Below are 13,590 nucleotides of genomic sequence, written 5' to 3'. Positions count from 1 at the left end.
AAGTTCATCCCAGATAGAGTCGAAAAAACGTTTGGTCGTAATATTCTTTGTTGTAGTAATCATGCATCTTATTATCCAAAGTTTGGCTGACATTTTGAAGTTTATATCTTTTCTCTGCAATAAAAAAGTTGATTAGATTTGTTTCTACATTATAGGTGGCCGACTGATTGAACTTTTCATTACCAATGAGCAAGGCGGTTTTTAAGGATTTCCGCTTTGTGTCGCTTAAATGTTGTTTCATTCTTCGTTGCAAATGAACAGTTTGGCCAATGTACGCGGCTGGTTTTTTGGTATCGTTATAGAGAATGTAGACGATTGGATAGTTATTGAAATACGCCGAATCGATTTCTTGGATTGGTTCTTTTTCAAATTTTGTGATTTGGATTAGTTTTGAAGTCATGTTCATTTCCCCTATTTTCTGCTGTTTTTTCCTTTACAATTTAGGACAATTCAACAACTTTATTTAATTCAATACTTCCATTTCGATATCAAGCAACTGCTTTAATTTAAACAATTGCTCGTTCGTTGATTTTAGCTCCGCTTTACCTGGTTTATAGAATAGAGCCATATTATTTGTTTTTTTTATACATATCTATGTTTTTTTTGCAATAATACACCTCACTTAAGGTTGCATAAATCCAATAACAATCTTCTCTAGAATCAAACTCTTCCTCCTGTATCAATCTATCGCAGATTTTCCTAACCTGTTCTCTATAATAATTAGCTATTTGCTCATGCATTTGTGGTTCTTCTTTCTTTGCCATTAAATTATGCAAATACGCTAAATTAATTCCATTGTAATAGTTTTTATTTATTACGAAACCTTTTAAGCACACATCAATTGCTCGTTGTAAATATAATTTATTATCTGTCAGTTCAAATAATCGCTTAAATATACTACCTGATAATCCTAACACTTCACTATCTGTAGAAGCAAATACTTGAAAATGTTGATTAAGTATTTCTATTGCCTCTAGATATCTATCAGCTTCGTCTCTATGTGGATTTTTATAAACAGATAGTACTTTTCTTTGAACTAAATAATCACTATTCTCGATATTCATCGCTGCAGAAAACGCTTCCTCTGCCGCAAAATATTTCTCCTCTGTCAGTTTCAAATTGCCTTCTTGAATAAGCTCCCTTAATGACTTCTTTTTCTTATCTAGTTCTGGATTAGTTAAGTTCATTGTCCTCATAGTAGGGGGTGTTATACCATCTCCTATAAGGGAATATATTGGACTGTCTATCCGTTTATCGCTCGCTACTGCCTTTACTAATTCAATCAACTCAGCCTTCACCTTACATACTTCTTCCTGTAATGAGCTAGTATTTATATCGTCGTAGCTAAATATTGATATATGATTAACATCAAAAGGCGCTCCTCCTTGAAGAAAATCTTTGTTGGAAATAAGGATTGTTGACTGTGGACGAACTGCATGCCTCACTCCTAACTCGTAAATTGCATTAAAGTTCGTCGTCGACATATCTGCAATAACTAAATTGGCATGCATCAAATGCTCATACATAGGAATATCAATCATAGAACTATGTTTAATTTCATCTGCTCTCACACAAATAAAGCCAGTTGCTACGATCGCTGGTTTAATTAAGTTAGCATAGACAAAATCCATATCTACTTCTCTTCCTGTTCTATAATCTTTTTTCTTACCATACCCCATAATAACAAAACAAACATTATTACCCTTCATTCTCCCCACTCCAATCGTATTAATTATTTATATTCCAATAATTGTTGCAATTTAGCAGATACTTCGTTCAAACTATCCTGATATCTTATATTTCCTAAGCCATCTAAATCTGATGGCAAGTCCACCTCTCCTTTCACCAAACATATTGTATTTGCTTTTCCAATCTTTCCGAAAAAATAGCCCAGTTCAAAAATAACATTCTGCCTTGCTCTTCCCCGCATCAATATCTGATTACATTCTTTTTTAGCGCCCCAATCATCCGGTGTCAGAAGTGCAACCGCATGCCTAACATTAGAATACTTTTCTATCTTATCTATGAATGACATGTTATTATCATCTAACTCTTTTATAGTGATTGGCTCTTTACCCATTAAACCTAGAATTGATTGAAGCTCAACTGTATCTTTAGAATGTCCATGAATTACAAAAACATACTTATGTAATTCTCGTTCACCTTCTCGTTTTAAAAATTCAACGTGTTGAATAAACCTTGTGTAAGCTGGTTCCGTGAGGATATCATTTTCTTTCTCGTTCTCTTTTATGTGATACTTCTTAAAGTCCAGACCTACAACATTCGATGCTAAAGTATTTAATACCTTAACCTTATTAAATATAAAACTTAGTTCTCTCACTTTTGTCTTCCGTTCATTGATTATCTGCTCACAAATGTCTACTAGTTCCCTTACATATTGTAGCTTTTTTTTTCATACATAATCCCCCCCATTTTTTTCACATTCTTTATTTATAGTATTCTCTTTTCTTTTCATTATACCAAACAAAGAAATATTATCCTCCTATTATTATCGATTTCTCCTAAATTTCTCCTCAAACTTTGTAAATCTCCTCACAATAATGCTATAATAACCCCATCACACCAAAAAAGGAGTTGACCAACCATCCATGTTTAACAAATACAAACCACTAAACCTCTATACCAATTTCGCGGAAGCTGCGGAGCGTTTTCCGAGTCAGGCGATTTACTTCGACGAGCCACTTACTGCTTTCCCCGAACTTCAATTGCAAACTACATACGCGGATTCAAAAAATGCCCTCATCATGAAGGCAACGCAATTGCACAAAATCGGTGTCAAAAAGGGCGAGAAGGTCATCGTTTATAAATCGGCAAAATTCGACACATACCTCTTAGCTGTTGCTGTCTCTTATCTCGGCGCGGTGCCAATCATGATTTCCGCGCATCTTCCTGCTGATACAATGGATATTCTGGTCGCGCGGCTGGACGATCCTTGGATGGTTTTCGACGGGGATACGGCGAAAAAAGCACAAAGTTTAAAAAATCTTCCTGCTTCGAAATTGATCGCGGTCGAGGAGATTCTCGCAACGACTTTTGATCAGCTTTGTGAGCAGGATTTCCTCACGCCTGACACGATTTCCTACATGACGCATACTTCGGGTACGACTGGTGTTCCGAAGCTTATCGCACACTCGGCGAACTCGATGGGATGGCGTACGAAATGGCAAAAGAACATTTTGAGCCTCATCCGCAAGCGTGGTTTGGTCGCTTTTCATATTTCGCCAGTTCATTCGCGCTTTAATATCGGGATTTCGTCGCTGATGGCGAAGGGTTTCCCGCTGCTTCCAATTGCGAATCCGAGCCGGGCTAACGTAACAAAAATCATGACGGAATACGCGCCGATGGTTCTGGAAACGCATCCGAATCATTTTGTGCAGTGGGCATCGCTTGCTAGGGAAGAGCCTGCCGTTTTTCAAAGCGTAAAGTACTATCATTCCACGTTTGATGCGATTAACAAGGAAACGATGGCGACATTTTTGCGGTGTTCGGAGTATCGTTTGCCGGTTTTTTTGCAGGTTTACGGGCAGAGTGAATGTGGCCCGATGATTATGCGTTTCCATACGAAGTCCACGCTTAAGCGGACGAACGCGCGCGCGATGGGCGTTGGGATGCCAGGCTTGACGAAGGCTCGGATTGTGGATCAGGATGGGAAACCGGTTTCTGCTGGAACTAGCGGCAATATCCAGATGTTCTCGAAAGGTCGTGCTCTGACGTACTACAAAGAGACTCCGCGCTTTGAGGAAAATGTCTACGGTGCTTGGTGGGACAGCGGTGATTATGGTGTCAAAAGTCGGCTCGGAGGCCTTTCCTTGCTTGACCGCCAAGTTGATCTTGTTGATAAAATTGACAGCACACTCGCGATTGAGGATGCCCTTCTTGATGAACTGACTTTTCTAGATGAAGTCGTGATTATTCGGGGCAAAAATGGGAGTCCACAGCCGATTGTGGCGGTGAATGAGAGCGCAGAAATGAATTGGGATTTATGGTGGAAAAAAGTATCCGATTTGCCGCATCTCAATGAGCCAATTCTCATGAAATACGATGAAATGCCACGGACGGCGACGATGAAAATTCAGCGTTTAGAGTTGGAACGCTCGCTTCAAAATAGCGAAAATTAGACGTAAAAAAGGATAACCGCCTCACTGGGATGGTTATCCTTTTTTCGCTATTCCGTTCTCCTTTTATAAATTTGCATCGAAGCTATCATCGCAACAATGAAAATTCCTCCGCACCAGGCAATTGCCGTCCAAACTTCGCCAGTATTCACATTTCCAACTAGCAGAGAACGGACACTTTCAATAATCGGCGTCATCGGCTGGTTTTCCGCAAACGCCCGAACGACCTTGGTCATTGAATCTGTAGGTGTGAACGCCGAGCTGACAAATAGTAGCAACAGAATGAGGTAGCTAAATGAGCCTGATCCTTCTGCGCTTTTTGCGATTAATCCTGATATCACCGCAATCCAAGTCATCGCCAACGTGAACAGTAGCAAGATCAAAATAACAACGAGCCATCCAACAAATCCGGCTTCTGGTCTGAATCCTAAAAGGAACGCGACCAACACAACCACAAGCGTTGAAATCAAATTGAAAACAACGGACGTCACAACATGTCCTGTCAAAATAGACGATTTCGCAATGGGCATCGAGTGGAAACGGTCAATAATCCCGGTTGTCACATCGTGGTTTAGCCTTACTGCCGTATACGTCGATCCCATCGCGATACATAAAAACATAATCCCCGGAACAACATAGTTAATATAATTTTCTGAACCTGTATCAATCGAGCCTCCAAAAACATATACAAACATCAACATAATCATCAGTGGCATCGCAATAGTCGTAATGATCGTATCCGCACTACGAAAGGCATGCTTCATGTTGCGTCCAACCATTACTTGCATATCATTCCAATTATTCCGCATCATGCTTCACCCTTCCTATCGATAATTGTGAGGAATACGTCCTCCAGCGTCGGCGATTTTTGCGAAAATTCAAGTACTGCAATATTCGCTGCTTCCAATTTCCCTAAAATCGCCATTAGTTGTGTCGTGCTTCCATCAATCGTTAGCGTTACCAACTGCTCTTCCACATTCAAAGTCGGTTCAAAGTCAACCAGCGCCGCGTTTGCCGCCTTAACCTCGCCTTCCTCTGCAAAGCGCAATTCCAAATGACCATTCGGCAACATCCGCTTCAACTCAGCGACCGTGCCATTCGCAACAATTTTTCCATCATTCAAAATGGCTATCTGGTTCGCCAATTGCTCCGCTTCTTCCAAATATTGCGTCGTCAAAAACACTGTTGTTCCATTGCTCGCGAGCTCCCGAATAATTTTCCACATTGCTAAACGGCTCTGCGGGTCAAGCCCGGTCGTAGGCTCATCCAAAAAGATAACCTCTGGATTCCCGACCAAACTCATCGCAAGATCCAGTCTGCGTCTCATCCCACCAGAATACGTCGAAAGCGCCCGATCTGCCGCATCCGTCAAGCCAAACCGCGCTAACAACTCATCCGCAATTCCCGCCGCATCTGGCAAATGCCGTAATTTCGCAATCAATCGCACATTCTCACGCCCAGTCAGAATCTCATCGACCGCTGCATTTTGCCCAGTTAAACTAATTGCCGCGCGTACTAAATTCGCCTGCTTCACCACATCCGCATCACAAATCTGTGCTTCGCCACCATCCGGCTTCAAAAGCGTTGCTAGAATCCGAATTGTGGTTGTTTTCCCAGCACCATTTGACCCTAATAACGCGAAAACCGTGCCTTTTTCAACGGTGAAACTAATTTTTTTCAACACTTCTACATTTTTATAAGACTTCTCCAAATTATGAACAGAAATCGTATTTTGTACCATTTTACACGCCCTCCTTTACATTAGAATTATTCCGCTAAGTTCCGCTTTTCGATTCGTTTTCAAGCTTTCATAAGATGCCGTATCCATTACTGCGCCAGTGAAATCAGCGCGTTTCACATAACTTCCCTTGAAAGAAACATTCTCAAAAGTCGCATCTCTAAAACTCGCACCAACAAGCCCAGTACTTCTGAAAATAGTACCTTTAAACACTTCACCGTCAAAGTTCATTTTTGATAAATCAGAGTAACTAAAATCCGTTTGGTCAAATATCGCATCGGTAAAATTCGTCTTGCTTAGACTAGACTGTTTCAATTCAGCAAACGTCAAATCCGCGCCTTCAAACGATGTATAAGACAGCTCAGAAGCATTAAATTTCGAGTTCGCCAAATTCGCATAGCTAAAATCTGCACCTTTTAACATCGCAACTGAGACATTAACACCTTGCATAAAAGCGCCTCTAAAGCTCGGCGAACCCTCACCTTTTTTAGCATATACACCTTTTAAAGAGCCGTTATGAAATTCCGCCTGCTCAAAAGAAGCTCCCGTTAGATTCACATAATCCAATTTAGCATCAATAAACACGCGATGATCGAAATTAACTCCTGATAAATTAGAATGCTTAAAATTTACACTGCGAAATTCGCCCTCGTCAAACCGGCTATTTCTCAAATCAGAGTTACTGAAATTAAAGCCTTCTAGCACCCTTCTTCTGATTGTTCCGTCATTGTTCGCCGCACGTTGCTTCGCTTCTTCGATTTCTTGCCAAGCTGGATTATCTTCCAGTGACATCTTCCGCTTCACACCAATGCTTTCAATAACTTCTGAAATATCACCTAGCGAATGGATCGTCAACTCGTATGCTTCCTCGGCATCGTAGCCTTGCTCCTCTAACTCACCGTATTTCTCTTGTAGATCATGCACAAGTTCTTCTTTTAGCTCGCTAATTTCCGCTGAATCCTCGTATGCACTGAATTGCCCATCAATGTACCCAATTAATTTCTCAGTCATTTTTCCTAACCTCTTTCCTCATAGTAATTGTTCGAGAATACGTTTTGCCGATTCCCACTGCCGTTTATTTTCTGCGTATAGTTCCTCGCCTTTTTCGGTTAATGTATAATATTTTCGCCGTCCGCCCTTGGTAGCATCGTCGCCCCAGTAAGAAGCAATGCACTCGTCTTTCTCCAAACGCTTCAAACTGGAATACATTGTCGCTTCTTTCAGTTCATATTCCCCGTCCGAATTGAGATGAATCAATTTCAAAATGTCATATCCATATTTATCACCGCTCATCAATAACTTCAAGATAATCGTATCGGTATGTCCTCTCAGTAGGTCAGAGGAAAGTTTTTTATCAGCCATGTGATCACCTCCATGAGTATAATATACACCATACTACTATGACAGTCAAGGTAATTGATTCGACATGTTACTATTACACATCAAAAAACGCATACCAATCAAGGTATACGCTCAAAAAATCAGTTTATTTCTTTCCACAAAGCCACCATCTCATAGGCAATATCTCGAAGTAAATACGTCGTCATAAACTGGTCTTCCGCATGTATGAATAACATCGACATTGGGATTTTATGACCGTTTGCTTCTTTTTGAATAAGACTTACGTGATTTTTATGTCCTTCACTTAAATAATGATTTGCCTCATCGATTTTTCGATATGCTTCTGTAAATTTACGCTGTCTCGCAAGCTGCAACGCCTCTGTAATCTTGCTTCGCGCGCCGCCAACAGCACCGATAATTTGAAAAGAAGCCAATTCCATGCCTTCCATTTACCTCACCCCGTTTGTTATATCAATCACCGTCTCAATCGCCGTCACCGAACTTCCACCTACAAAAATCCGCACAGTACCTGCTTCTAATTCCCAACGATTTTGGATGGACCAAATTTGTAGTTCGGCAAGCCCAATTTCGAGCGGCACTTCTATTGTTTCTTTCGCGCCAATTTCGACTTTTTGAAATGCTTTTAGTTCTTTTTTGCGTCGCGTAATGCTGGCTTCTTGGTCATGGACATAGAGTTGCACGACCTCGGAGCCCGCACGATTGGAACGGTTTTGCACGGTTACCGCGAAGCGAAATTTCTCACCTGATTCAAGCTCTGCAACCGTTCGACTTTGATGCGTCGTTTGGATCCCTTTATACGCGAAATCACTGTAGCTTAGGCCGTACCCAAATGGATATAGCGCCGCGCCTCGTTCATCGAAGTAATCTTCTTTGTATTCGCCCGCTTTTTGGTTGTAGTAAACCGGGAGTTGACCAGAAGAACGCGGAATGCTGACTGGCAGTTTTCCAGACGGGTTCACGATACCAAATAAAGTTTCTGCAACCGCGATTCCGCCTTGTGCGCCGGGATACCAAGTGGTGAGTAGCGCATCTGCCTGCTCACTTATCTCTGGAATCGCATTCGGCCGACCTTGCACGAGTATAACCACGACCGGTTTACCCAGTTGTTTCAATGCCTGGAAAATCTCTAATTGAACGGCTGGCAATGCTAAATCCGCCAAATCCACGTTCTCGCCTGCATCCATATTTGGCCCCTTAGAGCTCACCGCCCCATTATTCAAAAATTCCATATCAAAATTCCGCGCGCTCGAACCACCTAAAACAAGGATGATGACATCTGCTGACTTCGCAAGTTCTGATGCGCGTTCAACGCCACCTGCTACTTTTTCACGGATATCGCAGCCTTTTTCATAGCTGATTATCGTATTTTCAGGCGCTATTTGCTTAATTCCTTGCAAAATGGTCATGCCATCTGCCAAATTTTGCGGGGCTGTATAATCGCCTAGTTGATTGTATAAAGCATCCGCATTCGGCCCAATGACCGCGATGTGTTGCGCATTTTCAAGCGGGAGAACTTCGCGATTCTCCAATAAACAAATGGATTCGCGTGCTGCTTGTAGATTTAGAGCACGCCATGATTCCGCCCGTTCTGGCACGGTTTCCGACACGTACGGATTTTCAAATAAGCCAAGTTGGAATTTCAATCGCAAAATTCGGCTTACCGCCACATCCAATACTTCCTCGTCCAAATCACCTGAAACCACTGCTGCCGCCAAATTTGGAAATATCTCATCCCATAAACTCAAGTCAACGCCTGCCATAAGCGCCATGGCTCCCGCTTTTCTCACGTCAGGATTCATCGCCAACAACCGATCCAAAGCGCAGCCATCCGCCATTACAATACCTTCAAAGCCTAGCTCCTCTCGCAAAATTCCCGTCAACAACGCTCCGTTCGCGTGACACGGCACACCATCGATTTCATTGTACGCCGCCATTACGCCAAGCGCGCCGCCATCAGCCGCAGCAACCATCGGCGGTAAAAAAATCTCACGTAACTCACGCATCCCAATCGATACTGGACCAGAATTATGTCCGCCAACCGGTTCCCCTTGTGCCGCAAAATGTTTCAGAATCACCGCAACCCGACCACTGGCTTGGAAACCCGTCGTGATTGCCTTCGTGAATTCCGCCGCTAAAAACGGGTCCTCACTAAAACACTCCTCAGCGCGTCCCCATCTTGGGTCACGCAAAATATCAAGTGCAGACGCCAAAGCAAGATGCACACCCTTATCGCTAATTTCCGTGGCAATTGCCTCCGCAATTTCCCGTTGCAACGTCGTATTAAACGAAGCTCCGCGAGCCAAGTTCACCGGATACGACTCACTATCCAGCGCCTGATGCCCATGCGGAACCTCCTCCGAAAACAGCATTGGAATGCCCAGTCGCGAGTTTTCAATCACGTATTTTTGCAACTGATTCGCAACCCGCGCTGAGTTGGCTCGACTAACTCCATTTTCCTGATTCATTCCCGACCAAGGATCAGCCCGAAAAAGGCCGTACAGTGCACCAATCCCACCAAATTTCGCGACCTCTTCTTCGAATTTCGGCGTCACGTCAAACGAATTACCCACACGCTCAAACGCCTGCCAGCCATAAAGCCTCTGGTTCAACTGTCCGCATTTTTCCACCAACGTCATTTGTCCCAAAAGATCCGTGACACGCTCCTCCGTCTCCAATTTATGATCTAAATATCGCGACATACTAATCCTCCTCCAACAGCGACAAGCCCTGCGCCAGAACCTTCTCACCGTCCATTCGCCCATAATCCACAATCGCAATCACGCCAACTGGAATCGAACCCTCGACTGCCTCACGCACCTTGCCTTGCATATAGCTCACCTGTGGACCCAACAAAATCGCATCCGCCAGACGCCAATTTTTCTCAAAATCAATCTCTGAAATCGCCCAAATATCAATCGCGATTCCCTTCTCATCCGCTATATTTTGCATTTTGCGAACGAGCACGCTTGTAGACATGCCAGCATTACACATCAACATTAATTTTTTCATCACTAGCTCTCCTTACACTTTAATTCGGTCATTTACTTTCAAGAACGGCAGGTACAACAGCACACAAACGCCAACTAAGAAAATTTGGAAAACTGCTGCTCGCCAATCTCCACCTGTCGCCAGAAACCCTGATGCAACAACGGGTGTCGTCCATGGTACCATCACAACAACCTCTGAAATCATATTTACTTTTGTAGCAATATAAGCAAGTAGCAAACAAAGCGGCGTCGAAATAATAAACGGAATCATCAAGCTCAAATTATATACAATCGGCAGTCCAAAAACGACCGGCTCATTAATATTGAAAAGCCCCGGTGCAGAAGAAAGTGTCGCGATTTCGCGATAATCTTTCCGCTTACTCCAAATGAAAATTGCAATCAGCAACGCAATCGTATTTCCGCCGCCGCCCATCACACCAAAAATATCACGGAAAGTCGTGTTAATAATGTGCGGAATCGCTGCATGACTCGCATAAGCCGTCATATTATCTTGCATATTCGCAAGCAACACAGGATCCATAATCGGTCCCAAAATCCCACTTCCTGCGATCCCAATCGAATACAGCATCTGTGAAATCGTCATCAGCGCTAAGAATCCCGGAACGCTAGTCACTAAGAACGTCAATGGTTTTTGAATAATCGTTCCTATTAAAGCATAAATATTCAATGAAAACAGTTGTGTCAACAAGAATGATACAAACGCAAATACAAGCACCGTCAACATCGTCGGAATCAACACGTTAAACGATTTAATAACAGCAGGTGGCACACTCTCACCAGAAATCTTGATTTTCAACTTCTCGCTCTTCGAAAAATAAATAAACAGTTCTGTAGACAAAAGCGCCGTCACAATCCCCACGAACATCCCCGCCGAGCCTGTCAGTGCCGTTGGAATAATGCCCGCAACCTCTACAGCTTTCGTTGCACCAATCGGAATCACCTCCGTCGCCAGCGGAATAAAAATGATAATCAATGCAATCGTTTGCAAAGCTGGCGCAAAAGGATTTTCGAATCTCCGGTTTTGTGCTAAAAAATAAGAAACCGACGCCCCAATCAAAATCGTAATAATCCCCAGCGTCCCGTTCACAATACTATTCCCCAGCTCCTGCCAAGTAGTCAACGTCTCCGAACTAATCACATTTGACATAAAGCCATCCGGTTTAATAATGACATTGTTGATTAACACCATAAAACCAGCGAGCATAATAAACGGTAAAATCGTAGCAAACGCATCACGCATCGATTTCAAATGAATTTGATTTCCCAATTTTTGCGAAAGCCAACCCAATTTTTCAACAAATTTTTTCATGTTGCAAACCTCCTCTTCATTATACATTAAGTGTAGCGCTTTCTTGTTTGGAAATAAAGCCAGTCTTTTTCCGCAAGATTTGCTCACAAAGGAAATCAACAAAAAAAGGACCCACTTCACTTCAAGCTAAGCCCTGTCAAAATATGCATAAACCCGTCAAAATCCCGAATTGCCTTCAGCTGTCGCATCACTTTCGGATTTTCAACGATGTCACTAATTAACTCATACGTGGTCGTAAGCTGCGACTGTTCCTTGTTTTTCACGGCCAACATAAATACGACTTGCGCACAATCCTCCTCATTCCACAAAGCCGGTGCCTCGCAAACGCACACCGCAATCGCCGTCCGTGCCACATCGGCTTGAATCGGATGCGGCGTCGCCAAGCCATTTCCCAAAAACGTCGGAACTACCAATTCCCGCTCAAAAATAGACGGTAAATACCCCTCGTCAACATACCCTTGATTCATCAGAAGCCTCGCTAATTCCCGCAAAATCCGTTCTTTATCCCAATCCTTTTCCGAAACAACGAACAGTGATTCTGAAAACACACTTTCGATTTGAAACGGCGAGCCACTTCCCAACATCGCTTCAATCGCCCGCATGTCTGACTTCATCAAGAACGGCGAAACCTGCACGTACGGATGGCTCTGATGGCGTAGCGGCACCGTTGCAATGACGAAATCGCAGGCTACCGGCCGACTCTCATATTCATGAAATGAGTAGACGCCAATAATCTCCAACTCCTCCGCGAATGCCTTCCTCACCTTCGACTGCAAAAGTTGCGACGTACCCAATCCCGACGCGCACACAATCAAAACCCTTTTTTTAACGCTTTCCTGTACTTTATCCATCGCATACAGTAAATGAATCGCCAAATACCCAGCCTCCGCCTCATTCACCTTCATGCCTAGCTCTTCTTCCAACACATCTTTCGCCGTCAAACCAAACTCGAACGCCAATGGATGATTCTGCTTCAAATTCGGCAAATACGGATTTTGGATATTCATCTGGAATTTTATGCGGTTAATAGCTGGTTTTAAGTGTAATATCAAGTTAGAAATAAGTACCTGATCATCTGACAGCGCATACCCGTAGCGTTTTTGAATCCGTTCGAGCATTTTGTTCACTAAAATAAATTCCCGATAATCGTCGTAATCCGTCGCGATATGCTTTGCGCTGAGATGTAGCAACAAGTAAGACAGCTCGGTTTCAGGAAACACGACACATTCTTGCGCCTCAATTTCTCGAATCATCGTCTGCGATGCCCGCAACTCCTGCATGTTAAATTCAATATTTAGCAGCTCATCCGCTGCCACATAACAATCATCCCGAATCCGACAAATCGCGATGGCAATATGAATAATGAGGTTTTTCAGCGCAATATCCGTCATATGAATCTCATATATAGAAACACTTCTCGCTACAATGCGTTGAATTCCCTCCAAATCGACTTCTTTGAAAAAGCTCAGTTCCGCCTCACTTATGAGTAAACTACGTGATTCTGTTAACAAATAATGCGAAAAGCAAAAACGAACATGGAGCTCCGTTCCGAGTATTTTAACCCCATACCCAGCTTTTTTGCCCAGCTTTAAATCAAATTCCGCTAGTTTTCTCTTCACTTCGGGTATGCTCGCATTAATCGTTGACTTGCTAACATAAAGCTCATCCGCGATATCATCCAGTTTGACGTATTTATTTTTTTAAAAGGAGGTAGCGGATAATGTAATCTGTGCGATCTTCGGCAAGCATCGGGGTGATGTGGAGATTGGATCGTTCACTAGTATCGACGAGAAGCAGGTTTCGTAGCGCTGTTTCATCCTCCACAACCAGCTTATAGCCAACGCCACGCACAGATGTAATCTCATTTTTCGATGGTCCCAGAATATCGTGAAGCGCTTTTATATCATTTCGAATCGTTCGCGGATCAACATGAAGCTGCTCACCAAGTTCTTTTCCACTGACAAAATCCATTTTTACGTATAGTAGTTGGAGCAAATCGCGCCATCTCGGCACTGGAATCATTGGCTCGCTCATCTT

12 protein-coding genes and 1 pseudogene are annotated in these 13,590 nt (G+C 43.0%); 1 reads left to right on the top strand and 12 read right to left on the bottom strand.

The window, feature by feature from the left end; genetic code table 11:
- Positions 1-4: 4 nt before the first annotated feature.
- The 3 genes from PCORN_RS20070 to PCORN_RS17150 form a co-directional block, all read right to left on the bottom strand.
- A complete protein-coding gene (locus tag PCORN_RS20070) occupies positions 5-400 on the bottom strand; it encodes a GIY-YIG nuclease family protein (protein ID WP_241433068.1) in 396 nt (131 codons plus the stop codon).
- Positions 401-569: 169 nt separating this feature from the next.
- Positions 570-1,709 (bottom strand): tetratricopeptide repeat-containing protein, encoded by a 1,140-nt coding sequence (locus tag PCORN_RS04670; protein ID WP_036078003.1) that lies wholly within the window; start codon positions 1,707-1,709, stop codon positions 570-572.
- A 23-nt stretch (positions 1,710-1,732) separates the two neighbouring features.
- On the bottom strand, positions 1,733-2,341 hold the full coding sequence (locus tag PCORN_RS17150) for a nucleotide-binding protein (RefSeq protein WP_051999256.1): 609 nt from the start codon (positions 2,339-2,341) through the stop codon (positions 1,733-1,735).
- A 268-nt stretch (positions 2,342-2,609) separates the two neighbouring features.
- On the opposite strand from PCORN_RS17150, the gene PCORN_RS04660 reads away from it, so the two are divergent.
- Positions 2,610-4,139 (top strand): AMP-binding protein, encoded by a 1,530-nt coding sequence (locus tag PCORN_RS04660; protein WP_036078001.1) that lies wholly within the window; start codon positions 2,610-2,612, stop codon positions 4,137-4,139.
- 47 nt (positions 4,140-4,186) lie between these two features.
- Here PCORN_RS04660 and PCORN_RS04655 read toward each other — a convergent pair whose 3' ends face one another.
- The 9 genes and pseudogenes from PCORN_RS04655 to PCORN_RS04615 all read right to left on the bottom strand — a co-directional run bounded on the left by PCORN_RS04655 (position 4,187) and on the right by PCORN_RS04615 (position 13,587).
- Positions 4,187-4,948 carry an ABC transporter permease gene (locus tag PCORN_RS04655; RefSeq protein WP_036077998.1) on the bottom strand — a complete coding sequence of 254 codons (762 nt, stop codon included), beginning with the start codon at positions 4,946-4,948 and terminating at the stop codon, positions 4,187-4,189.
- Positions 4,945-5,877 (bottom strand): daunorubicin resistance protein DrrA family ABC transporter ATP-binding protein, encoded by a 933-nt coding sequence (locus tag PCORN_RS04650; RefSeq protein ID WP_036077996.1) that lies wholly within the window; start codon positions 5,875-5,877, stop codon positions 4,945-4,947. The genes PCORN_RS04655 and PCORN_RS04650 overlap by 4 nt, the downstream gene beginning before the upstream one ends.
- A gap of 15 nt (positions 5,878-5,892) precedes the next feature.
- Complete coding sequence (locus PCORN_RS04645; protein ID WP_036077994.1) at positions 5,893-6,885, bottom strand: pentapeptide repeat-containing protein; 993 nt, start codon at positions 6,883-6,885, stop codon at positions 5,893-5,895.
- Positions 6,886-6,903: 18 nt separating this feature from the next.
- Positions 6,904-7,236 carry a PadR family transcriptional regulator gene (locus tag PCORN_RS04640; protein WP_036077991.1) on the bottom strand — a complete coding sequence of 111 codons (333 nt, stop codon included), beginning with the start codon at positions 7,234-7,236 and terminating at the stop codon, positions 6,904-6,906.
- A 119-nt stretch (positions 7,237-7,355) separates the two neighbouring features.
- Positions 7,356-7,664 (bottom strand): PTS lactose/cellobiose transporter subunit IIA, encoded by a 309-nt coding sequence (locus PCORN_RS04635; RefSeq protein WP_036077988.1) that lies wholly within the window; start codon positions 7,662-7,664, stop codon positions 7,356-7,358.
- Entirely contained in the window at positions 7,665-9,935 is a 2,271-nt protein-coding gene (locus tag PCORN_RS04630; RefSeq protein ID WP_036077986.1) for a glycoside hydrolase family 3 N-terminal domain-containing protein, read from the bottom strand. It abuts the gene before it with no gap.
- A gap of 1 nt (position 9,936) precedes the next feature.
- A complete protein-coding gene (locus tag PCORN_RS04625) occupies positions 9,937-10,245 on the bottom strand; it encodes a PTS sugar transporter subunit IIB (RefSeq protein WP_036077984.1) in 309 nt (102 codons plus the stop codon).
- A 12-nt stretch (positions 10,246-10,257) separates the two neighbouring features.
- Entirely contained in the window at positions 10,258-11,553 is a 1,296-nt protein-coding gene (locus PCORN_RS04620) for a PTS sugar transporter subunit IIC (protein ID WP_036077982.1), read from the bottom strand.
- Positions 11,554-11,669: 116 nt separating this feature from the next.
- Positions 11,670-13,587, bottom strand: a pseudogene (locus PCORN_RS04615) (BglG family transcription antiterminator).
- Between the last annotated feature and the right edge of the window lie 3 nt (positions 13,588-13,590).

Origin of the sequence: Listeria cornellensis FSL F6-0969, assembly GCF_000525855.1 — a bacterium.
Lineage (GTDB): Bacteria > Bacillota > Bacilli > Lactobacillales > Listeriaceae > Listeria_A > Listeria_A cornellensis.
Note: the sequence above shows the minus strand (reverse complement) of the source record. Positions and strands in the feature narration are given on the sequence as shown.